22 protein-coding genes are annotated in these 22830 nt (G+C 70.9%); all 22 read right to left on the bottom strand.

What is annotated here, in order from left to right; translation table 11 throughout:
• Window positions 1-95: 95 nt before the first annotated feature.
• Window positions 96-797: a hypothetical protein gene (locus BJ993_RS10120; RefSeq protein WP_179648659.1), complete on the bottom strand. Its 702-nt coding sequence runs from the start codon at window positions 795-797 to the stop codon at window positions 96-98.
• Complete coding sequence (locus BJ993_RS10115) at window positions 794-2254, bottom strand: type IV secretory system conjugative DNA transfer family protein (RefSeq protein ID WP_179648658.1); 1461 nt, start codon at window positions 2252-2254, stop codon at window positions 794-796. Before BJ993_RS10115 ends, BJ993_RS10120 begins: the two co-directional genes overlap by 4 nt.
• Window positions 2251-2853 (bottom strand): hypothetical protein, encoded by a 603-nt coding sequence (locus BJ993_RS10110; RefSeq protein WP_179648657.1) that lies wholly within the window; start codon window positions 2851-2853, stop codon window positions 2251-2253. Before BJ993_RS10110 ends, BJ993_RS10115 begins: the two co-directional genes overlap by 4 nt.
• A gap of 76 nt (window positions 2854-2929) precedes the next feature.
• On the bottom strand, window positions 2930-6079 hold the full coding sequence (locus BJ993_RS10105) for a VldE C-terminal domain-containing protein (RefSeq protein WP_179648656.1): 3150 nt from the start codon (window positions 6077-6079) through the stop codon (window positions 2930-2932).
• Between the two features lie 21 nt (window positions 6080-6100).
• Entirely contained in the window at window positions 6101-7645 is a 1545-nt protein-coding gene (locus BJ993_RS10100) for a putative type IV secretion/conjugal transfer ATPase (RefSeq protein ID WP_179648655.1), read from the bottom strand.
• Window positions 7645-9150: an SCO6880 family protein gene (locus tag BJ993_RS10095; protein ID WP_179648654.1), complete on the bottom strand. Its 1506-nt coding sequence runs from the start codon at window positions 9148-9150 to the stop codon at window positions 7645-7647. Before BJ993_RS10095 ends, BJ993_RS10100 begins: the two co-directional genes overlap by 1 nt.
• An 85-nt stretch (window positions 9151-9235) precedes the next feature.
• On the bottom strand, window positions 9236-11218 hold the full coding sequence (locus BJ993_RS10090) for a type IV secretion system protein (RefSeq protein ID WP_179648653.1): 1983 nt from the start codon (window positions 11216-11218) through the stop codon (window positions 9236-9238).
• Between the two features lie 32 nt (window positions 11219-11250).
• Entirely contained in the window at window positions 11251-12051 is an 801-nt protein-coding gene (locus BJ993_RS10085; RefSeq protein ID WP_179648652.1) for a hypothetical protein, read from the bottom strand.
• Between the two features lies 1 nt (window position 12052).
• Window positions 12053-12928 (bottom strand): hypothetical protein, encoded by an 876-nt coding sequence (locus BJ993_RS10080; protein ID WP_179648651.1) that lies wholly within the window; start codon window positions 12926-12928, stop codon window positions 12053-12055.
• Window positions 12928-13221 (bottom strand): hypothetical protein, encoded by a 294-nt coding sequence (locus tag BJ993_RS10075; protein WP_179648650.1) that lies wholly within the window; start codon window positions 13219-13221, stop codon window positions 12928-12930. Before BJ993_RS10075 ends, BJ993_RS10080 begins: the two co-directional genes overlap by 1 nt.
• A 38-nt stretch (window positions 13222-13259) precedes the next feature.
• Window positions 13260-14105: a hypothetical protein gene (locus tag BJ993_RS10070; protein ID WP_179648649.1), complete on the bottom strand. Its 846-nt coding sequence runs from the start codon at window positions 14103-14105 to the stop codon at window positions 13260-13262.
• The gene (locus tag BJ993_RS10065; protein ID WP_179648648.1) at window positions 14102-14323 is read right to left on the bottom strand and encodes a hypothetical protein; all 222 of its coding nucleotides are present in this window, start codon (window positions 14321-14323) and stop codon (window positions 14102-14104) included. The genes BJ993_RS10070 and BJ993_RS10065 overlap by 4 nt, the downstream gene beginning before the upstream one ends.
• 61 nt (window positions 14324-14384) lie before the next feature.
• Entirely contained in the window at window positions 14385-15350 is a 966-nt protein-coding gene (locus tag BJ993_RS10060; RefSeq protein WP_179648647.1) for a hypothetical protein, read from the bottom strand.
• 478 nt (window positions 15351-15828) lie between these two features.
• Window positions 15829-16158: a hypothetical protein gene (locus tag BJ993_RS10055; protein ID WP_179648646.1), complete on the bottom strand. Its 330-nt coding sequence runs from the start codon at window positions 16156-16158 to the stop codon at window positions 15829-15831.
• Window positions 16159-16289: 131 nt separating this feature from the next.
• Window positions 16290-17174 carry a hypothetical protein gene (locus tag BJ993_RS10050; protein WP_179648645.1) on the bottom strand — a complete coding sequence of 295 codons (885 nt, stop codon included), beginning with the start codon at window positions 17172-17174 and terminating at the stop codon, window positions 16290-16292.
• Window positions 17168-17701, bottom strand: coding sequence for a hypothetical protein (locus tag BJ993_RS10045; protein WP_179648644.1), 534 nt, complete (start codon window positions 17699-17701; stop codon window positions 17168-17170). The genes BJ993_RS10050 and BJ993_RS10045 overlap by 7 nt, the downstream gene beginning before the upstream one ends.
• A 26-nt stretch (window positions 17702-17727) precedes the next feature.
• Window positions 17728-18000: a hypothetical protein gene (locus BJ993_RS10040; protein WP_179648643.1), complete on the bottom strand. Its 273-nt coding sequence runs from the start codon at window positions 17998-18000 to the stop codon at window positions 17728-17730.
• A gap of 22 nt (window positions 18001-18022) precedes the next feature.
• Entirely contained in the window at window positions 18023-21283 is a 3261-nt protein-coding gene (locus BJ993_RS10035) for a LysM peptidoglycan-binding domain-containing protein (protein ID WP_179648642.1), read from the bottom strand.
• Window positions 21280-21729 carry a TadE/TadG family type IV pilus assembly protein gene (locus BJ993_RS10030; RefSeq protein ID WP_179648641.1) on the bottom strand — a complete coding sequence of 150 codons (450 nt, stop codon included), beginning with the start codon at window positions 21727-21729 and terminating at the stop codon, window positions 21280-21282. The genes BJ993_RS10035 and BJ993_RS10030 overlap by 4 nt, the downstream gene beginning before the upstream one ends.
• Window positions 21726-22175, bottom strand: coding sequence for a TadE/TadG family type IV pilus assembly protein (locus BJ993_RS10025; RefSeq protein WP_179648640.1), 450 nt, complete (start codon window positions 22173-22175; stop codon window positions 21726-21728). The genes BJ993_RS10030 and BJ993_RS10025 overlap by 4 nt, the downstream gene beginning before the upstream one ends.
• Complete coding sequence (locus BJ993_RS10020; RefSeq protein ID WP_308116740.1) at window positions 22172-22522, bottom strand: TadE family protein; 351 nt, start codon at window positions 22520-22522, stop codon at window positions 22172-22174. Before BJ993_RS10020 ends, BJ993_RS10025 begins: the two co-directional genes overlap by 4 nt.
• A gap of 62 nt (window positions 22523-22584) precedes the next feature.
• Window positions 22585-22788, bottom strand: a complete 204-nt coding sequence (locus tag BJ993_RS10015) for a hypothetical protein (protein ID WP_179648639.1) — start codon at window positions 22786-22788, stop codon at window positions 22585-22587.
• Window positions 22789-22830: the final 42 nt, after the last annotated feature.

Genomic DNA, 22830 nt, shown 5'->3' with positions numbered 1-22830 from the left:
CCCGCTGAAGAGCGATTTCGAAGCTGGAGCGCCGACGGAACGAGCAAACGACGACCTGAGCGGATTCCATGACTCTCACAGACGCGACTGCCGCGTCAGGTGCGCGGGCCTTTCGCGGTGCGGGTGTGCGGCTGCGCGCCGAGCGGTTCGTCCCTGATCTCGCCAGTGTTCAGGTCAACCTCGACTAGACGCGGATGCCCCGGCAACTCCGGCTGTTCGATGGTCCGGCGACCTAGGTGCAGCGCGTCGACGTCGTGGGCGAAGGCGTTCTCGCGCCGCTGGCGGCTGGCTTCGGCCAGGTGCTCATTGTGTCGCGGCTTGGCCGGCCATGTCTTGTGCTCGTCGTCGCAGTGGGCCCGCAGCCTGTTGCGCATGCGGTCGTTGAACGCCGGCAGGCAGTAGCGGTGCCACTCCTCGAGCGCGTCGCTGGTCATCGCCAGCCCTGCTCGCCGGCGCTGGTCGGCCAGCACGGCGATCTCGTGGACCAGGTGCGGGTGCAGGGGCCAGCAGCTGGGGATGAGCCCGGAGACGTCCCAGGTGTACTCGCGGTTCAGCCAGATCACGACGTCCTCGAGCCACTCCCACAGGTCGTGCCGAAGATCGGGGTCCAGGCAGGAGGCCGGCTCCCACGGCCGCGGCAACAGCGCGTGGTTGCCGAGAGCCTGCTTCTCCTCCTCGGTGCCGTTGATGGCGATGTGCAGCTCCCGGTAGGCGAGCCGCACGTGGTCGCCGGGCATGGGGAACGGGAAGACCATCAGCGCGGGCGCCGCCCGCCGGGTCTGCTGCTCGGCGGTCACAGGTCATCACTCCTTGCGTGGTCGTCGTCGACGAAGCCGAGACGGCGTGCCTCGACGAGTGCCGCGGTGGCGCGGGCCTCGGGGGTGATGACCATGCGGCGGCCGTTGGTGAGGCGCTCGCGCAATACCCGCTGGTCGGCCAGGAGGCGTTCGCCCGCCTTGCCCTCCACAGAGCGGTGCAGCTTGGCGATGATCGGCTTGCCGTTCTCGGCGATCACCAGCGCTTGGTGCTCGGGCAGTTGGCGGACCTCCTCAGGCCGCATGATCGCGATGTCGTCGCCCTCGTACCCGCCGCCACCACCGCGGCGCGTGCGCCGGCCGATCCGGACCTGGCCGAGGAGGTCGGAGATCTCCTGGTTGAAGGCGACGTCCTTGGACCCGCCGAACATGACCAGGGTGTTGGTGAGGCCGAGCAGCGCCCGGGCCTCGTGCTCGCCGAAGATGCTGGTCAGCTGGGGCCGGGTCTGGGCGGCCCAGATGAACGACAGCCCCAGCGCGCGCTCGTTGGCCATCCGGGTCCGCAGCGTCGGGAGCGGCGCGGTCGAGGGGAGCTCGTCGAGCACCGAGACAAGCGGCGGGCACAGCCGGCCTCCCCACGGGGAGTTGTTGGCCAGCACCAGGCCGGTGTCCAGAACGTGCTCGGCCACCGCAGTCATCAGCGGGCTGGCCGAGGCGTAGGGGTCCTCTCGGCCGAGGAGGTAGATGGTGCCGCGGCGGCGGATCACGTCGGCCAGGTCGGTGGCGGGGTGTCCGGGGCTGGGGATGCAGCGGCGGCGGATGTCGGCCTGGAAGAACAGCGACACCGCCTGCTGCACCGTGGTGACGGTGTTGCCGGCGGTGCGGTCGTCGCCGTTGAGCGCACCGTGCAGCAGGCCGTGCCAGAACGGCTCGGCGTGCGGATGCCGGCGCAGGATCTCCATCGGCTGGGTGGCCGCGGTCGGGTTCGCGACCCACTGCAGCACGTCCTCGAGCGTCTTCCCGGTCAGCGCCGCGGCGTGGAAGTAGCCCTGCAAGACCTTCGCGGACTCCGCGGCGTAGAACCGCGCGGCATCGTCGCCGGTGCCGCCGGTGATCGCGCCCTTGACGGTGCCGGCGGTGAAGGCCTTGGCGCGACGCTCGGCCACCTTGGGGTCGACGCATCCGGCGATCGGGTCCCAGATCAGCTCGTCGACGACGCCCTCGGCCAGCCCGAACGGATCGAGCACCACGCACGGACGGTCGTCGCGGGAGCGCTCGGTCAGGTTGAGCAGCAGGTCCTCGACCTTCGTCAACGTCACCAGGGCCGCGCCCGGGGCGCCGAGCAGCGCCGGGGTGAGCAGGTCGAGGGTCTTGCCGGAGCCCTGCGGGCCGATCACGCCGGCGGTGCGGTCCCACGGCACCCACAGCTCGCCACCCCTCGGCTCGTGCGCGTCACCGATGCGCCAGCCGACGTCCCACGGGTCGAACCTCAGCTTCATCGCTCCTCCTTCGTTCGTCGCCCGTCCAGGAGCCAGGGGCTGAGCCCGTGGCCGAGCTGCGGACCAGGTTGCTCGGTGTGGTCACCGGCAGGGCGCTGCATCGGCGCGGCCGAGGCGGCCGCGTGCTTGCCGTAGATGTCGGGGCGGACGATGCCGGCGACCTTGCGAAGACGGGTGACTCCTAGGAGCTTCTCGGCCTCGGCTGCAGTCGCCATGCCGCGCATCCGGCCGGGCCCCCAGCGCTGGTAGGCCCAGACACCGGCCCAGATGGTCGCGGCCAGCAGCGAGAGCTCGGTCAGCGCGAGGCTGGCCCACACCAGGCCGCGGCCGGCGAGGTGATCGGGGACCGGGTCGGGCAGTCCCGCCCCCGCGTTACCGCCCAAGACGCCGGGCAGGCTGGTCCAGAACGCGGTCCCGATCGGTGAGGGGAAGGCGCCGGCGTTGGCGTCGGGCCAGGTCCACCCGGCGCCGGCCAGCAGGTTGGCCACCGATCGGCCGAGCTGGATGCCGATGACGATGACGAACAAGGTCGCCAGCGTCACCGCTAGCGGGACCTCCCAGGTCCACGGGTAGGGGTCTCGTCGTCGGTCGCGCTGCATCGGTTGGCCACCTCCGGGCGGTCGTGGGTCGTTGGGCCTCGCTGGTCACCTATGTGCGGTCAGCCCTCCGGTGCGATCACACGGCGCGGCTCGGGCGCGAGGCGTTCTCGGCGAGCCAGGTGGACGGGTCGACGTTGTCGGGGCCGTAGATCGAGCCGTTCTTGAGGTGGACCTCGAAGTGGAGGTGGCAGCCCGAGACGTTGCCCTCCTTGCCGACCTGCCCGATCGGCTCGCCGGCGGCGACGGTCTGACCGCGGCTCACGCTGATGTTCTGCATGTGGGCGTACCAGGTGGTGAGGCCTCCGGCGCCGGTGGTGACCTTCACCAACTGGGGACCAGCCCAGGAGCGCTGGGTGGTGTCGATCTCGATGGTGCCGGCGTGGGCGGCGTAGACAGTGGTGCCGCAGGGAGCCGAGAAGTCGGTGCCGGTGTGCCACTTGGACCAGTAGGGCCCGGTCTCGTGCCAGTTGTAGTTGTCGGAGCCGATGTACTTCGCCGGCACCGGGTAGACCACCTCGTCACAGCTCGCACCCTCGAGGCCGACCGGTGAGACCTTGACGTTGGGCAGCACGTTGATGTGCGGGTGGTCCATGTGGTTGGCGGTAGCGGAGCCGCGGTCCTCCATCAGACGCCAGCCCTCGTCGGCCCGAGCGACGGACCAGATCCGCTGGTACCAGATGATGTAGTCGATGCCGAGCTCGCGGGCGTGGGCCTGGGCGTAGGCCGCGAGTGCGTCTCCTTGGGCCTTGCCCGCGGGCGTCAGCGGGACCATGAAGTCGGCGGCGAGGCCAGCGGGGTGGCCGTTGGGATCGGTGGCGCTCGCGCGGTAGCCGCCGACGGTCTTGATGCCGAACATGGGGCCGAGGATGTTGACCAGCTGGGTCAGCTGGGGCTTGACCGGCCCGAGGTTGTAGTTGGTCTCGGTGGCGACGGCGCACCCGGCGCTGCTCCCGGCCGTGGTGGCGGTCACGAGCGGGTGGTCGGCGAGCTTGCTGGCCTTGGTGCTGTTGTCGACCTCGGCGCTGGCCCAGGTGAGGTTGGTGCCGTAGACGTGGTCGATCGGCGCGTCCTGCTTGGGCTTCTTGCAGGGCTCGGCCGACCCGCCGAAGGCGTTGGTCAGCTCAGGGGTCAGGGCGCAGTGCGAGGAGTTGTTGCCGTCGTTGAAGTCACCCAGGATCACCGCCGGGGTGCCGGTGCCGGAGAGCTCGGTCATCGTGGCCAGCTGGCGGCGGAGTGCCTCCTTGCGGTGCCCCGCGGCGTCCCCCTGGGCGTCGGCCGGGTTGTGGATGCTCCAGACCCAGATCACCTGCCCGGCGCTGGGGCCTCCAGCTGTGCCGGTGAGCTGGACCAGCGGCATACCGGTGTCCTTGCGGCCGAAGTAGGGGATGTCGACGAGACGGGCGTCGGTCTGCTCCCACTCGTTGCGGTCCCAGACCACCCGGTTCTGGACCTTCCCGGTGGCCGGGTACATGCCCCACTTGGCTGCGTACTGGTTGGCCAGGGCCTTGGCCTGGGGCAGGTGGACCTCCTGGAGACCGGCGATCGAGACGCCGGCGTTCTCGATGGTCCGCATGGCGCCGGGCAGTCGCTTGTCCCAGGTGTCGTAGCCCGGCCGCTCGCCGGGCTGGTCGGTGTGGCCGGCGCCGAGCAGGTTGAGGGTGCCGACGGTGATCGGGTTGACGGTGTCGCCCTGGCAGTTGGCGACGTCGGTGGTGGAGCCGTCGTCGGGCAGGTCGGGCAGGTCTCCACCGAGCAGGTCGGTGATGTCGCCGGCGACGTCCTCCCACTGGGCGTAGGCGTCGGGGTAGCCGGAGCGCTGCACGGCCTGCGCGGCCTGGGTGAGGGTCATGCTCTGCCAGCCGGGGATGTCGAGCAGGCCAGGGTTCCCGGTGTGCTGGGCCTCGCCGAAGAAGGCACGCGCGGACAGCACCGGGGTGGTGATCTCGGCCCGGCTCCCCCACCCGGTCGACGGGCGCTGCTGGAACAGGCCGAGGGAGTCACGGTCGCCGCTGTTGAGGTTGACCAGCTTGGACTCCTGGATCGCCGTGGCGATCGCGATCTGCAGGCCGCGGCGGGGAATCTGGAGGTCGCGGGCGACCTGGGCGATGGTGATCGCGTTGCGGGCCTGCTCGGCGGTCATGGTCGGGTAGCCAGAGGCGAACCGCAGCCGCATCAGCTGGGCGAGCACGTCGCCGGCCGGCGGCGCGGCCGCTGTCCTCGAGGTGTGGGCAACGTTCACGACACCGTCGTTGGCGGCCGCGGGCTCCGGGGCGCTCTCGGGGCCGGCGCCGTTCATGGCGATGCGCGCGGAAAGCCAGTGGTGGTCCGACACCATGGTGCCGTCCCAGCCCTGCTCGAGCCGGACGCCCTGGTGCTGGGGGAAGAAGATGAAGTCGACGCCGTGGTTGTGCCAGCCGTAGCCGGCGCCCTTCATCTTCGCCGCGGCCGCCCAGGGCAGGTCGGTGTAGGAGGCCTGGGTGTTCATGTCGCCACCGACGAGCACCGGGCCGTGCGCGGCCAGCGAGTTGCGCATCTGCAGCAGGATGTCCATCCCGGCGCCGTACTGCTGGGGGCGGGTCAGCGGCGGGTTGCCGTGCTGCTTCGGCCAGCGGTGCGGGTTGGTCATGTGGTGGGTGGAGACCACCGACACCACCTCTCGACCGCCGTGGCCGTCCGCGCGCTCGAGGATCACCCAGGTCGCGAACCGGTCCCAGGTGACCGGCCGACCGTCGTAGAAGGTCTTGTCGTCGTCGACAAGCTGGACGCGACCGCCGTTGGCCTTGGTCCAGGTCGACCGCTTCCAGAGCACGACGTTGCCCATGGCCTGCTCGGCACCGGCACCGGACTCCGACGGTGCCGAGACCCGGAAGGCGTCGTAGCCCGGGGCCGCGGCCTCGATCTGGGCAAGGCTCCAGCCGCCGGCCTCGTTCAGGGTGACGAAGTCGGGGCTCTTGGACAGCACCTTGGGCATGGAGGCCCGGAACCCATCGAGGCCGGAGCGGCGCGGGATGTTGGCCTGGGCCATGGTGATCCTGCCCTTGACCGGGCCGCCCACGGGGCCGTCGATGGCACCAAGGTCGCCGAGCTCGGTGGGTGCTGACTGGGAGCTCTGGGTACGGCACTCGGCCGCCGCCGTGGTAGTCATGACGACCATCAGGGTCACGACGAACGGCAGCCCCATGAAGACGATCAGGACCGGCAGTCCGGCGAGCAGCAGCTTCTTCACGACTGGTCAGTCCCGGACGGCTCAGGCCGCGGCCTCGATGGCCTCGTTGGTGTAGTAGAGCTTCTTCTCCAGCGGGTGCAGCACGGTCTGGACCTTGTAGGTGGCGTCGCCGATGCACCACAGCGCTCGGCCCTTGTCCTGCATCGCCCACCCGGAGACGAGGTCCTGGGCGATCGGGCCGAGACCGAGCATCGAGTCGAGCTCGCGGGCGACGCGAGGCTTCTGCGCGCCGAGGATCTTGATGTCGGCCAGCTCGAGGAGGTCCTTGGCGATCATCGCGGCCTGGGAGTCGGCGTCGCCGACCGAGAGCAGGTCGGAGGGCTTGTGAAGGTTGCAGAACTGGATGTCGCCGCCTTTACCGGCCATGCCGCGGGAGAGCCGCAGGTCGGCGTCGAAGCTGGCCACCGCGGCGGTTCCGAGACGCATCTGCTTCCAGACCTCGTCGCGCACGACGATGCGCAGGTCGCCGGGCTCGGCGATCTCCCGCAGGCCGCGGCCCCAGGAGTTCATGCACAGCAGCGCGATGCCGACCGCCTCATCGCCCAGGCCGTCGAGCCGGGAAAGGCTGAACGACTGGATCGGGGCACGCCAGTCGACCTCGATGTTGGTGAAGTCATCGAAGAGGCCGGCCAGGGTACCGGTGACCAGCTCGCCGAGTGCGTTGCGCAGCAGCCGGGTGTCGTCGAGGAACGCGCGGATGTTCGCGTACTCGCAGGCCCGGACGAGCTCCTCGGTGGGGTTGCGCAACAGGTCCCACAGACGCGGGATGGTCGTCTCCTTGAGGACGGTGTTACCGGCGGCGTAGCCGGTGAGGATCTGCAGTGCGTTGCGAACGACGTCGCTCTCGTCGGGACCGAACGGGACCCGGCGCTCGTCGTCGATCTTCATAGATCCGACGAGACCGCGGACCAGGACCAGCCAGCGCTTGAAGATGATCGTGGCGCGGCGCTGCTGTTCCTCGGCGGAGAGGTCCTTCCAGCCGTCGCCGAGCGGGCCCATGTCCAGCGGGTTGACCCGAGCCCAGAAACCGGGGGCGATGACGAAGGGCTCGACCCCGAGCGCGCGGCACAGGGACTCGTACTCGTCCTTCACGTCGCCGGTGACCAGGGTGCGGTAGCCGAAGGGCATCATCCGGGTGCAGAACGCCTTGGTGGTGCCGGACTTGCCACTGCCGGGCTTGGCGAACTGAAAGATGTTGGGGTTGGTCGCAGGCACGTCATCGCGCAGCACCCACCCGAACGGGTCGCAGTAGAACGAGCCGCCCGAGAGCTGGTCGACGCCCATCTGCGCGCCGGTCGGAGGCAGGGCGGGCGCGGAGACGAACGGCCAGAACACCGGCGTCTGGTCGCTGGTCATGCACCAGGCCGACGCCGGCGCCGTGGCGGCCGCCCAGCCGCGGCCGCCACGAGCTGCGCCGCGGCGCGGGGCGTACTTGAAGATCCGAGGCTCCTTGGCCTCGGGCTCGAGGGCGGGGATCGTGGGCAGGTCGTGCCCGAAGTCCGACAGCAGGGCCGCCATGTCCCTGCCTCGATCAGCGCCGCGGCGGTTGCGGCGAGAGGTGGTCATCAGGCGTCTCCGCTCCGGGTCAGGCTCGTGCCGAGCGGGATGGTCGAGGCGGCGAACCCGGTGTCCTGGGCGAGGTCGAGGCGCAGCGGCGCGAACCCGGCGCGGCGGACCGAGGCGTCCAGTCGGCGGCCGAACTCGGTGATCCGCAGCGTCTTGGGAACCGTGACCGTGCACACCGCGTAGGGGCGGGTCAGCGAGTTGCCGCGGGCCAGCTTGGCGTCCAGTCCGCGGGCCTTGTGTGCCTCGTCGCGCTGCTTGGCGCGGGTCTTGCGGCCGAGCTTCTCGTTCATGCCCTCGGCCAGGTCGGCGGCCCACTCGGCGTTGCCGGACTGCCGGTCGGCCTTGGACTGGGACACGATCGGGTAGGCGACGACGAACGAGCGCCTCTCGCCGGACTCGCTCGGGGTGAGGATCGGTGCGAGTGCGCCCATCGCCACGCCGCGGGTGGGCAGCTTGATGGTGGCGCTGATCGAGTTCCAGGCGTCGTGGCTGTAGTGCCGCACCGTGGCGTCGGCACCGGACGGGCCGGCCAATGCCCACGGGACGTCGGCGTTCACGCCCGGCTCCTTCTCCCGCATCGCCATGGCCTCGACGATGCCGGCGCGATCGCCGGGGGCGAACCCGGTCCGGCAGGCAAGCGCGAGTTCGGGCGAGGTGAGCCACCGGACCGAGGTCATGCCCATCGGGCCGCGCAGCTGTGCCTCGATCTCGGCCATGAGCAGGTAGATCTCACGGCAGCGTCCCTCGAAGCCGCCGCCGGACTCCTTGGCCGACCGGGCGATCCGGGTCTCGGAGACCACGATCGTCACGAACGTCTCGGTGCGCACCGACGCCTGGGTGAGGCCGTGGGCCAGGTCGCCGTTCACCACCTCGGCCAACTCCGGGGCGTTGGCGCGGCGGTGCTTGGTGACCCACAGATCGCGCTCGGCGCCGTCCTCGGGGACGGTGCGGACCATGAAGAGGATCTCGTCGACCTTCTCGGTACGCCCGGCGACGTCGAGCAGCCCGGCAAGCGCCTCGCCGTAGCGGTTGCGCTCCTCGACGTCCTTCATGCCGATGCCGGGGTGCACGATCGCGGCCGTGACCGCCCACGTCTTGGTGGCGTGGTCCTGGATCACCGCGACGCGCTGCAGCTGCGAGCCATGCGGCGGGCCGTCGTGGATCTGGACCCCCTGCAGCACCCCAGGCAGGTCCGGGGTGTCGAGGTCCTCGCCGCGGCCCTGCGTGGCCTTGGCCCTAAACGAGGTCCAGCCCAGCAGCCCACCCACGGCGTACGCCGTCGAAGCGAACACCCAGCCGGTGGCCGAGCGGCCCCGGACCGGGATGACGGTGATGGCCAGCAAGAACAGCCAGACCAGGGCGAACAGGAACGCGGAGAACCACGCCCCGCGGCTGATCGCCCAGAACGCCGGCAGGCTGGCCAGCGCCAGGAACATCAGCTGGCCTCCGGAGAGGCCGAAGAACCAGCCGATGCGGTCGCGCTGGTAGTCGGCGTAGATGGTCATCGTCGGCTTCCTTCCGGGTCAATCTCGATGTCGGTGAGGTCGGGGACGGTCGGCAGGGGCGTGAGGCGGATCCGGCGGCGCATCGCTACACCGCCACCGGGGGGATCCCGCCGGCGGCAGCGCCGGCACCACCGGCGCCGCCCGCCGCTCCCCCACCGCCACCGGCAGCCGGGGTCTTGGGAGCTGCTCCGGCACCACCGGCACCGCCCTGACCGCCACCCGAGCCGCCACCAGGCGCACCGCCGGTGGGCAGCGTCGGAGGTGTCGGCGAAGCAGGCGGCATGGGCGGAGTCGGCATCTGCGCGTCGTCGTCCCCGCCGCCCTGCGAACCGGGGTGCGTTCCGCTGCTCTGGTCGCCGGACTGGCCGCCGGACTGACGGCCTCCCATGCCACTGAAGTCCGGGCCGTAGGTGCTCTGCCCGACGCCGGCCTGGTTGGTCTCGTCCGACATCAGCGAGGTCGCCTTGGCACCGGCGGAGTTGATCCAGCCCATGCCGGTCGACAGCGCCTGTCCGACCGGCCCGAAGCTGCCGAGGACGCCCTGGGTCGACTTGTTGAACCGGTCACCGGTCGAGGCCTCCGCGCTCTGCTCACCCGAAGACCGGCCGTTGGCATCCGTGGTCGACGCGGCCGATGAACCGCCGCCGGCGGCACCGCCGCCGAGCAGGCCCTGGAGGCCGCCCTGGATGGCCATGCCCTGTCGGAACGACGCTCCGCTGGGGGTGCCCGGGTCGACGAACGCCAGGAGCTTGAACAGCGCCAGCGGCGCCACGACGCTGATCAAGATCGTCATCACCGCCGGCAGTGCGGTGCCAAACGCCTTGGCGGTGTCGTCGGCGAGGTGGGCGGCGACACCGTTGGCGAACTGCACGCCGATGCCCAGCACCATCACCATCAGCACCGGCGTGAACGCCGCAGCGTGAAACCAGCGCAGCGACTTCCAGAACCAGGAGCGGGTGAAGTCCGAGACCAGGCCGGCTGCCGACAGCGGGCCGGTGGCGGTCAGCACCAGCAGCGACGCGGCGCGCGCGAGGAAGACCAGGACGTGCCCGATCGCGGCCAGCCACAGGAAGATCCCGAGGAACGCGAGCGCGGTGGCCACGCCGGCGTCGGTGATGTCGTCGATGCCGAGACCGCCCAGGGGGTCCCAGTCGGGCCAGGTCTGCACCTTGAGCAGCGACTTCATCAGCGCCTTGGTGATGGCGCCGCAGGCAGCGACGATCATCACGCAGTAGCCGAACCAGCAGGCGCAGACCACGACGAACTGGCCGGCGCCGATGAACGCCCGCGCGAGGCCCTTCCCTTCGCGCTTGAAGGCGGCAGCTCCCAGCTGGATCATCGCCAAGATGACCACCAAGGAGAGCGCGAGCCAGAGCGCGAAGGCGTAGACGTCCTTGCCCGGTCCGTCGGCACGCAGGTCGGGGGTCAAGAACAGCTCGCTGAACGTCAGCACGATGCGCAGCACGAACAGGCCGGAGTTCCAGACCGCGAGCATGGCTGCGGTCCAGGCATCGGCCGCGGCCTTGGCGATGACGTCGCCGATGGCCTCGAACGGGTTGGGGATGTCACCGAGGCCGGGAATGCCGCCGCCGAACAGGTCGCCGACGTTCGGGAGGCCAGGGATGCCGGGGATCCCGGGGACACCCGGCAAGCCCGGGAGTCCAGGCAATCCGCCGTCGCAGATCGCGTCGAGGATGCCGCAGCCGTCCGGGAACAGTCCGGTCGCGCCGTCGAGGACGTCGCCGGCGCCGTTGATCAGGTTCCCGGCGCCGTCCTTGACCTCGCCGGCAGCGTCTTTGCCGCAGTCGATCGGGTCCTTGGCGCAGTCGACGGCGTCGCCGCCGAGGTCGCACAGCGCGTCCGGGCCGGGGCAGCCCATCTTGACGTCACGGGCCGGCAGCTGGCCGGTGGCCGCCACCGGAGCGGACCGGGCCGTCGTGGCGGCCGTGCGGGCCACCGGCTCGGCCGCGGCCGCGGCGGGCGGCTGCAGCGCGGTGGCGGCACCGAGGAGCGTGGTGAGGACGAGAACGGCCAGCGCCGCCCGAGCGACGTGGCCCAGCCTGGTCACTCGGCCGACGACAGTACTGAGAGCAGTGGCGGTCACTGGGGCGCTCCGTTGATCGGGATCCAGCCGGCCTGCTTGTACTCCGGGGTGCCCGGCGCGACCGCCTGAGGCTGGCCGGTGGAGACCAGGTGGTCGATGTCCTCATCGCTGCCCTGGACCAGGCGCCAGTCCCCTACTCCGTCGACCTCGGTCCAGCGCATCAGCTGGGTGCCGGCGTAGAGGCCATCGCTGACCTTGCCGTTGGCGGTGGTGAGGGTGACGTAGCTGAGCAGGTTCACCGCGTAGTAGCCGGCGTCGAGCTCTTCGAGGGTGTAGGCGATAGGTGTCACGGCGTACGACGCGGGCGGCGGGACGTCGCCCTGCTTCGGGACGCCGGCCTGCTGGCGGCGCAGCGCGACGGCGTCGCGGGCGCGTTGCTCGAAGACCGCCTTGTCCTCGGGGGCGGCGTACAGGCCAGCCACGGCGACGGCCTGGTCGTAGTCAAACCCGAGCTGTGCCTTGGCGACCTCGACCTGCAGCGCGACCGCACCGAGGTCCGTGGCCGGGAACCGGATGGGGTGGCCGTCGACCACCTCTGCGCCGGTCGGGATCACAACGCCGTCCGCGGGGGCTGTGTCCGGGGCCACCTGCTCGACCGAGACGTTCTGCCCCTCGGTCTGGCTCGAGCCGCCGGAGGTCTTGTCGGTGCCGCCGTTGTCGTCGGCGCGTCCTCGAGCTCCGAGCCACACGGCGGTTGCCACCAGGGCGGCGATCACCACCAGGACGCCCACACGCAGCAAGGTGGTGCGGGACTCCCCCATCGGGCCGTTGATCCGGTTGCTCATCTCGTTGCGCATGTCAGTGCTCCCCTTCGTGGTCGCCGGGGATGATGGGTTCGGTCGTGTGGTCGGTGGACCAGGTGCGCCAGCCGGCCTCGTGGGCCGGCTCGGTGCCGGGCCAGGTGGCGGGTGCGGGTGCCGGCGGAGTGCCGGGGGCGACCATCCAGCGGCCGCCGACCCACTGCATGCGCTCGCAGTGCGCGAAGGCGATCTGGCCCTCGGACTTGTAGGTCGCGCTGACTTTCATCAGCACGCAGACTGTGGCCCAGTCGGGGCCGTCGGTTCCCTTGATCAGCGCGCCGGCCGGCTCGAGGGAGACCGAGGCGCTCGGGTCCTTGACCTCGCCCATCCCGGTGCTGGACAGGAAGGCCCGGACGCTGGCGGTGATCCACCAATCCTCCGCGCGGACCCCGCCGGGCAGCGCCCAGGCGTTGTAGACCTCCTCGGCGGTGGTCAGGCTCATCGACTGCAGCACCGCGAGGTCAATCTGGGCGAGCTGTCCGATCGCGCCCTCGGGGGTCTGCGGGAACCCGGTCATCACGAACGCCGGTCCGTTGACCCCGGCGCCGGCCGGGATCTTGATCTCCGGGGCCTTGGTGCTCGTGGTCTCGGCCGGGAAGGCCGCACCCTCGGGGACGCTCAGCATCGGCTCCGCCGCGATGTCGTCGCGGTGTGCGGCACCGCGCGCCACCGTCGAGTGGTCTGTCTCGCCGGTGGCCACGCCGGTGTTCGCGTTCGCCTCGTCCCCGATACCGGCGATCGCCAGGTACACCGCGTAGACGAGGCCGACCAGCAGGAGCACAGCCACGGCGACGGCGGCGGCGAGGATGCCGAGCAGCCGGCGCCGGCCCCACTCGGTGGTGGCCTCGGCCTTCTTCGTGGCTGCGCGCCGCATCAGATGCAGCCCTCGCCGAGGATCCCGTTAAGCATGCCGGGCAGCACCAGGTAGGCGATCGCGCAGGCGAACACGACGACCACCGAGATCACGCCGACCTTGGAGGCGTGCGGCAGGGAGAACACTCGGCCGGCGATGATCGCGCCGATGGCGATGATGATGCCGAGACCGAACAGGACGATGACGCCCCACAGCACGTAGCTGGTGATCTCGTTGGTGGGTCCGACAGCACCCGGGGGTGCCTTCGGGCAGACCTTGGCGGCCATCGGGAGAACAGCGGTCATGACGTCCATGGGTGGACTTCCTTTCTGGGTTGCTGACCCCCGGTGGGTCAGGCGCTTTCGCTGGTGTCGGACAGGTGTGCGGGCTCGAGCAGCTGGCGGGCTGCCGAGATCAGGGGGGCCGGGACGGGCCGGGAGTCCAGGCCGTTGACCGCGAGCTCGCGGTCCTCGGGGATCTCCACGCACCGGTCTGCGACCAGAACGCGCCGTACGGCGGGCCCGCCGGCGTGCTCGAGGCCCCGGGGCCACTTCTTGCGGCGCGGACCGCGCACGGCGAGGGTGATCTGCTCGGGCTGCCAGTGGTTGGCCAGCAGCTCGAGCGCGACCGAGGCGCGGCGCATCCCGGGGACGGTGGCGGTGGTGACCAGGACGATCTGGTCGGCGGTGCGGACGGCCTCGGCGAGCCAGCAGTCGGTGGCCAGAAGTTGGCCGGCCTCCCAGCCGATGTCGAGGATGGTCAGCTGGGTCTCGTGCTCGGACTCGGTCGGCAGCGGAACCTCGTCGACGCCGGCGAGGACCTCGCTGGCCCGCTCGAGCAGGACGTGGTCGCGCTTGCCCTGGCGCCAGTCGGTCGGGTGCAGGCCGAGCTCGGCGGTGCTGGCCGCGGCGAGGCCCGACGCTGTGACCGAGCAACACTCGATGACCCGGACCGGGCTGGCGGCCGCCAGGCCGGCGGCCAGGGCGGCGGTGCTGGCCCCGACCGAACCGGCGCAGCCGATCACGGCGATGGTGCGCTCCCCCGCTGCCGGGCTCCAGTTGTCCGCGGCGGCGGTGCCGCGGCCGCGGGGTCCCTTGCCGGCGCCGGGGCCGGTCCGGAACTCGCCTGCGCTCACCGCGTTCCAAGCCCGCTTGAGCTCGTCGACGCCGACCGGGCGGCTCGAGGTCTGGGTGCTCACTGGGCCTCCCCGAGGCCGCCGCGGCGGTACTCAAGCGCGGCACGGACCTCTGCCGGGGTGAGGCTGGCCAGCTGGGCCTTGGCGGCCTGCACCTCGTGCAGCTGGGCGACGCAGCCGGTCAGCTGCTCGATCGCCTCGGTCTCGCGGCCGGCGATCGCGAACAGCTCGGCGATCTGCTCCGGCGTCCGGCTCTCGCCGTCGTCCTGGGTGTTTGTCATGGGCTTCACCACCTCCAGTCGCCTATGTGTCGCGGGGCGGTGAGAGCGATCACGGTTGCGCTCATTCGTCATGGCCGAACTTCCTCGGGGCGGCCGCGGCGAGGGCGCGGACAGTGCGCGAGCCGTGGCGGCGGACGGTGGCCTCAGACACCCCGATGCGGGGTGCGACGCGGCTGGACACCTCGTTGCTGAGCAGGCCGCCGTAGCCGCGGGTCAGGTTGCGGGTCTCGATCCGGTCGGCTTCGTCGACCAAGCACAGCAGCAGGTAGCGGTCGGCCGCGCTGATCACCTGGTTCTCACACGCCCACGCCAGCAGCTCTAGCAACTCCTCGGTGGCCGACGGCTCCTCCTGCTCGGAGCCGGCGTCGGCGAGGATCTCGGGCCGGCGCCGCAGGGCGCCAGCGACCGGCTCGGTCTGCAGCTCGCCCTTGCTCCACGCTGCCCCGTCCGAGGCGTCCAGGTCGCCGGTCGAGAACGACTCGACGAGGGTGGTGTTCGCCCAGGTGCGGTCTGCTCGGGAGACGTGGAAGAAGTCGCCGACTTCGCGGAGCACCCCGACTCGGGTGTTGATCAGGATGTTCGCGGCGACCTTGCGCAGACGGCGCCACTTGAAGGTCCGCACCTCGATCCACAGCTGGGAGGCCACGAGCTCGTCGATCCGCTCGACGGCTGACCAGGAGCCGGCGACGACGGGCTGGCTGTCCCGGAAGACCTCGCGGGGAGGCAGGGTGCTCAGCCAGCCGGCGAGCCGGCACGCACCGGGCAGCAGACACTTGGCGAGCGCGGCCGCCGCGGCGATGTCGTCACCGCCGTCGGGGGCCGCGAGCATGGCCAGCGCCAGGAGGACTTCGTCAGAGGCTGCGCTCTCGGCCGAGGGCAGCCAGGCACGGAGGTCGTCGAACTCCTCGACGACCCCGAGCCGGGGATCCGCTGCCACCCAGGCCGGCCACTTCTCGCGGGCCTGGTCGAGCAGTTCGCTGTGTGAATTCGGGGTCTCGTCGAGGCCGAGCTGGTCGCCCACACTCATCGCACTCGCTCCTTTCGTCCGTGGCTGAGCACGGCAGAAAGGTCGCGAGCTGGCGTCCCCGCATCCGTCCCCCCAAAGCCCTGATTTGGAGGGGGGACGCTGAGGGGGGACGCGCGTTTCCGCAGGTCAGAGGGCGTCCCCCCGAAAGTTCAAGGAGTCTCGGCCGACCCCCTTGCGCGCCCCTATTGCGGGCGGCGATCGACCGGGCGCGGGAGGCTGTCGCGGCCTCGGCGTCGGCCTCGCGGCCCGGGCCGCAGAGACCCTGCCCTGCCCGGCGATCCCCGATTCCCCGGCGCCGCCCGCAGGGTGCGTGCTCTACGTGGCCCAAGGGCCCCAGGTGACCCGAGACGCCTGGGGCTCTTTCGCGTCCAGCAGCAGACCGCGGGCGGGGGAACAACAGGTCCCCGTCCTACTTCGAGGACGGGGACCTGCTTCTTGTGATCGGGGCTCTACGGGGTGACGCCGACCCCTCGTGGACTCATGTAGGTCGCCACGGTGATGCGCCCATGTGCCAGGTCCCGCTCCACTCGGCGAAGCTCGAGAGCGCATCCGGTCCCTGCTCCCCCACCGCGACGATCGCCTCGCCGTCTCTGGCCAGGCGCTCGATCCACGCCGCCGGGTGGTCGTCGACGAACTCGCCCTCCACGACGACCGGGGGCTCGGCGACGAACCGATCTTCCGGGGCCTCGATGATCCTGACGTCACGAGCGCGGCCGACGTCTAGCGCCCACCCGGGCAGCCGGCGGTACTGAACCGGGTTCCCAGGCTGGAGCAGGCCGGACTTGAAGGCCCGCCAGGTGGGGGCCATGTCTTACATCTGCGGCCGCGGGTCGATCCCCCGGTTCAGCCACTCGGACAGGCTCGTGAACAGGCCCATCCGGGGCGGCATGCTCGGCAGCTCAGTGAGCCGCGCCCACACGTTCTCCACCTCTACGCCCATCACTGCGTCAGCACCTGGGCCTCCCCGATGCGGATGGGCAGCGGGTCGGTGGTCAGGTCGAACTCGATGGTTCCGGACTGGCCGCCGCCGGTCCACTCCACCACCCAGTGGCTCGTGGCGGTGACCTGGTACGCGCCGTCGGGCTGGGCCGACGACATCTTCGCGTAGCGGTGGCCGCAGGTCGGCGAGGGCTGCTTCCCGTAATGATCCGCGTACGGCGTGCCCTTGCCCGTGCAGGTCACCTTGGTGCCGTCGCCCATGTCCCACACGACGTTGGAGACGCTGGCTGTCGCGCTTACCGAAACCGACCCCTCGCTCGCGGAGCGGGTGATCGGACCGAACGTGTCCTCAGTCGGGCTGTCGACCCACATCCATACCGGGAGGCCGACCAGGCCGGCACGGTTGGCGCCTGACTCGGGAACGATGCCGATCTTGATCGGGTCCAGGTCCATCGAGGCGATCGCACGCTCGGCGAGGACCACCGGGTTGATGCCGACCTCACCAGACTCGATCCACATGTACTCCCACGATGAGCCCGGCGGCGGGAAGTAGCAGACATGCCACCACCCGTCCTCCTTAGTCTGACCCTCCGGCGGGACCATGTCGTCCGGACCGCGCTCGCCGATCCAGCACGCATACTTGCTACTCCAGACCGACCCTCCCGGGCCCGTGCACGGGATCTCCTTCCCGTCGTACTTGCAGGTCGATGAGCCGCCGGTGCTCCCGTTGCCGCCGCCGTTGTTGCCGCCCTCGCCCTCTTCGCAGTGAACCTCTCCGGTGACCGGGTCGGCCACGCAGTCCGCGCTGGCGATCGACGCTGTTACGAACACGATTACGAGCGACCCTGCCAACGCAACGATGAGTGCTACGAGTCGCCTCAGCATGGCTGATCCCAGAGCAGGTCTGAGTCGGAGACCTTCCACACGCCCTTGTCCTTGACCAGCGTGTACTCGACCGGTGCCGGGTTGCGAAGCGGCTTCCCATTCGGATCCGTGAAGTCGGGCTGCCGAACCGCGCCGTCGTTCTTCCACGTCACGCCCGTGCGGTCCTCGCAGTCGATGATCAGCATCTCCTTCCCACGGTTCCGCGGTTCGTCGAGCGTGTGCGTGTACTCGCCCTCGACCGTGACCTTTTTCAGGGTCATGCTCGCCACCGCATGCTGCAGCTGCAGGAACTCATCGCCGGTCGCGACCGGGTTCAGAGTCTTGAAGTCGATCGTCCGCTTTCGGTAGGCGATGTCTCTCACCTCGAGGTAGGCCTCCAGCTGGGCCGCGGCCTTCTCCTCGGGGGTCTTCCGGGTCGGCGCGCTAGTGGGTGTCGGTGAGGGCGACTGGGTGGGGGTCTCCTTGACCTCGGGGTCGGGGTCGCCGCCGCCGCAGCCGGTGAGGGCCAGGGCGAGCGCGAGGGCCACTCCCCCGAGTGCGGAGTGGTGCTTCCTCATGCGGTGTCTCCTCCTGTGTGGGCCAGCGTGGTGACGGATCTGCTGACGTCATTGGCGATGTGCTCGAGGTGCTCTTCGGCGGCGTCGACGAGCTCCGCGAGCGAGCCGTTGTCGGCCGGGTCGATGCCGAACTTCTTGTCGGCGTTGTAGAGGGTGCGGATGGTGTCGCGCACGGACACCGCCCGAGCGATACGTCGGGCGTCCGGGTCGGGACGGGCTCCGCCGGCCGCGACGTAGCGGCCGGTGAGCTCCTGGTCGAACGTTGTCATGTGCTGGGGGCTCCCTTCCGAGTCAGCTCGCGAGCCAGCCGTGCGTACGGATGATGGTCTTCGTGCGTTCCGACAGTTCCATGGGGGCGTCGCCGTCGTCGGACCGGTTGCAGATCTCCTCGCGCAGGATCCGGTCGGCCTCGAGCTGGTCGCCCTCGGCCTTCATGACGTGCGCCAGGCACAGACGGGTGCTCTCGCCGTCGGGGTCGGCCCGGTTGGCCACGTAGGCCGCGGAGCGAGCCTTGACCAGGTCGCCGGCCGCGAGTGCCTCGGTGACGACGATGAGCGCGACGTCGGCGATCCAACCGGCGGCCATGAGGTCGACGCGGTCGGGCTCGTTGGCCAGCCAGGACCATCCCTCCTCGCGCAGCTGGCTGAACGGCTGGGCCTCCCCGACCAGCTCGAGCGCAGTGCACAGGTCCGCGACGCCTTCGGCGCCCCCTCGGGCCTGGCCGCGCTTGCGGAGCCGGACAAACAGGTCCAGGTCGACGAGCAGGCCGTCGTCGACCTGGTAGACGTTGACGCCGTTGACCTTCGCGGCCGGTGCCTTGTCGGCGTAGGGAAGGTGGTCCTCGCCGGTGCGGGGGTTGGTGCCGAGCCAGTCGCGGACGATGTTGGTGTAGTCGCGCACCTTGCCGTCGGAGATCGAGAACGCCTCGCGGATCTGCTCGCGGGTAGCGCCGTGCTTGCGATGCAGGGCGAGGAACGCCAGCAGCTCGGTGAAGTACGGCTTGCGCTTGGCCAGGGCCTTGCCGTGGGCGCGTGCTGCGACCGGTCCGAGCAGGGTGAGTCGGGGCCGGTCGCATGTGGGTGAGAACCAGTCGGCGATGTCCTGGTCCAGGTCGGGGTCCTTCTCCTCGACCTCGGCGCGGACGTGAGCCGGCACCTTGGGCGCGAGCGCCTCGAGGTCCTCCTGCACGATCGCGCTCTCGCGGATGTACTCCTTGTCCTGACCCTCGAGGAGGGAGGACATCGGTTCGTCGACGGCGTCCTCGGGGGTGTTGCGCGGCAGGGTGTACTCGCGGCGGAGGGCGCCGGAGGTGTCGGTGTAGGCCTCCCATCCGTCGGTGGCGGTCTCGTCCACCGGGGTGTCGACGTACTCCGGGGTCTCGCTCTGGGCGTAGACCAGGGCGCAGCCGCGGGCCTCGTCGCTGGTGAGGCCGACGGCGATGAGGTTGAGGCCGGCGTGCTCGAGGACGACGCGGCCGGTGTTGGTCATGTGCAGCACCGCGCCCGGGGTGTTGGGGCGTTCGCCGGCGACGACGATGGAGGTTGCCGACTGTCCGACGTGGTCGTTGACCAGCTGCAGCAGCTGCTCGAGGCCCTCGGGATCTCCGGCGGCGGCGTCGACGAGGAGCATCCGGGCGGGCCAGGTGTCGTCGTCGACGCTGCCGGTGCGGGCCGTGGACACGTCGGTGTCGTGGCGCTTGGCCCGGTCGACGGTGGTGACCGCGGCCGCGAGGATCTCCGCGGTTGCCGGCGACCCGGCTGCTCCGGTCGGGTAGAAGCTGATCCGCTCGTCGATGGCGACGGTCTCCTCGGCCACGCCGATGCAGTCGACCTGCACCCGCCGCGACCACGGGTTGACCGCCAGCTGGGCGGCGAGGTGGCGGGCGAAGTCGCGGCCGTAGGTGGGGTCTCCGCTGATACTGAGGGTGGACAGCTCCTCGCAGTTCAGCAGCCACGTCTCGCCGGTGTCGCTCACCCCGATGGTGGCCAGCAGCGGGTAGGGCGGCTCGACGTTGTCGGTGTCGGGACCGAGTTGGTCGAGGTCTGTGTCCGTGGTGACGTGCCAGTGGGTCTGGTCGGGGCTGCCTACCCAGGGCGCGGGGATGGTGGCCGGCGCGGTGAGGTGCAGGGTCAGCTTGCCGTGCCCGAGCTCCACGGTCGCGAGCGGCGGCATCGTGGTGCCCTGGGCGCCGACGGCGGCCGCGAGGCGACGCAGCGCCTCGTCGGCGAACTCCACGGTGGCGGCCGCGGCGGCGCCGGTGGCGTTCAGGGTCATCTCCACCGGCGCGAGTTCCGGCGACGGGGCGGCGATCGCGCGGCCGGGCGGCCGGTTGCGGAACGCGGTGCGACGGCGTGAGCGCAGGGCCATCAGCAGGGCCCCGGACAGCAGCACGCCCCCGCCGGTGAGACCGGCGAGGACCCAGGGTGCCTCGAGGATCGAGTCGTCGCTGTCGTCGAGCTGGTCGACCTCGGTGGCGGCCGCCGGCTCTTCGGCCTGGGGCGGTGCGACCTCGGGTGCCTCGGTCTCGGGTGCCGCAGTCTCGGGCACCTCCGGCACGTCGGGCTCCTGGACGACCGGCGGCTTCTCCTCGGCCGGCGGGTCGAGGGGCTGATGGTCCTCGGGGCTGGCGGGGTTCTCGGGCTCGACCTCACGTGGCTGCTGCTGGTTGTCGGCGCCGGGGATGTTGAGGGTCCAGCCGACGTCGATGACGTCGGGGTCGGTCAGCTGCACTCCGCCGGGCTGGGCGACGCCGGCCGACGCCTGGTAGATCTCCGGCCACCGATCGGCGTCGCCGAGCTGCTCCTGTGCGATCTCGCTGAGGGTGTCGCCGGCCTGGACGCCGTACTGGTGTGCGGGGGCGTCCTTGACCTGGTGCGCGGGGAGCTTGAGCACCCAGCCGGGTTCGAGGAAGTTCGGCTGCGTGCCGAGCAGGTCGCGGTTGAGCTCGGCGATCTCCTTGTACCTGGCTCCGTCGCCGAAGTGGTCCTCGGCGATCGACCAGAGGCTCTCCCCCGGCTTCACGGCGTGGTTGACGGTCTTGGGCGCCTGGCGCTCCTGCTTCGTCTCGACCTTGACGTCCTGCTGCACGGGGGCCTGGTCGACGGCGGCGGCGTGGACGTGGCCCACCGCGGCCGGGGCGGCAGCGTTGGCTGGAGCGGCGGTGGCTGCCTGCGTCGCGATGGGTGCGGCGATGAACAGCAGGGCCGCGAGCCCGATCAGGTTGCGGGCGCCGGCCTGCGGGAGCCGGAGGCCGGGCAGCTGGGGCGCCTGGATGTTGCGGAGCCGTGCGATGGTCTCGACGACGAGGCTGAGCGCCATGAAGGCCCACGCGGCCCAGCCGATCACCTTGAACAGGCCGAGGACGAGGGTGCCGTCGTCGGGCGCCAGGAGCGCGTTCTTGATGCTGTCCAGGGTCGGGGCCTGGTCGGGGATCGGGCTGGCCCCGATGGCGAGGAACAGGGCAGGGAGCCCGACGAGGATGCCGAGCACGGCGACCGAGGCCGCGAGGCCGGTGAGCCGCTGGCCCAGAGTGGGGTGGGTGGGCGTGGTCATCTTTCGATGCCTCCTTCGGCGCGGATGAGCCGCGCGGACGCCTCCCCGGTGACCTGCATGGTGTCCAGGCCGATGATCCCGAGGAACTTGCTGGTGTAGGTGTCGGTGGTGGTGACGATCAGGGTGTCGCCGTCGACGACGCGCGCGTTGCCTTCCACGCCGGCGGCGTGGAGGTAGTCCATCGCGGCCGCCTTGGCGGCGTTGATGTCGACGCGGAGGTCCTCGCCGCGCACGGCGGTCGAGCCCTGGACCTCCTGGGCGCCGGTGCGGGCGGCCTGGGCGGCGGCGCTGCGGGCCTGTTGCTGGGTGTGGACCTTGCCGCCGAGGTCGACGGCCATCCCGACGAGGATGATCATCGCGAACGAGGCGGTGGCGAACCACACGCTGATGGAGCCCCGCTCGTCGCGGGTCCGGCCCGCCAGGAGGCGGCGCAGCTGGCTGATCATCGGCGCTCCCGGTAGGCGTCGACGGGGCTGCTGGCGGTCGCGGTGATCGTCCTGGTCCCCGGCAGGCCGGGGATGGCAAGGTCGGCGACGTCGACCTTGCAGGTCACCGTGGCGGTCACTTGAGCGGTGGTGCCCAGTGGCGCGTTGAACGCGGCGGCGTTGACCGTGACGTTGGTGGTGGCGCACTGCAGGCCCTGGTCGTGCAGGCTGCTGGTGGCCGCGGACTTGCCGGAGCTGATCGCCTCGCTCTGGGTCCGCTCGATCGAGGCGGCGCGAGCTGCTTCGTAGGCGGCTGCCTCCACCGACTGCTTGGCGATCTCCACGCGGCCGCCGAGGATGATCATCGCGATGAACAGGCCGAAGGCCGGGACGCCGATCGCGGCCTCGATCGCCACCGATCCTCGCTCGTCCCGGCGCCTGCGCCGCCAGCTGGTCCACCTGGTCATTCGGTGAGCCTCTCGACCGGCACGCTGGCGCTCTGGGAGACGGTGACGTGCCACCCGGGAATCACGCTCAGGGACTTGCCCGTGACCGTGATGGTGGCGGTGGTCGTGGTGCGTGACCCCGAGACGCTGGTCGACGTCATCACGTCGGAGCCGCCGGCGTGGTTGAGGAAGGTGTTCGCCGTTGCCAGACCGGACTCTCGGGTGCCGGTCTCGCTGCCCGCCTCGCGGGCGCCCTCCTGCGCGGCCGCGAGCGCTACCTGCTTCGCGTGGTAGTACAGCGCGCCCTGGAGGCCGAGGAACATCAGCAGGAAGAGGGCGGGCATCAAGAAGACCATCTGGATGGTCACTGACCCGCGCTCGTCCCGGCGACGGCGCTGAGAGGTGGCGGACATGACGAACTGGCTCCGGCCTACTTGATCTTGCCGGACTCGCTGGTCACGAAGGCCCTGATGGCGGCGACGACGATGCCGACGATGGCGATGGCCGCCACTGCCCAGAGCACCTCCTGAATCGTGACGGAGCCGCGCTCGTCGCGCAGGATCCTGGCCCGGTCCTCGAGGGCATCGCGCACGGTGAGCACCGCGAGCTGGAGGGCGATGAAGAGCTTCAACATCGGGTTGTTCCTTCCTTGGTTGTTCGGTTTGCGGTCTTGGGC

Origin of the sequence: Nocardioides aromaticivorans (assembly GCF_013408525.1) — a bacterium.
GTDB classification, from domain to species: domain Bacteria; phylum Actinomycetota; class Actinomycetes; order Propionibacteriales; family Nocardioidaceae; genus Nocardioides; species Nocardioides aromaticivorans.
Note: the sequence above shows the minus strand (reverse complement) of the source record. Positions and strands in the feature narration are given on the sequence as shown.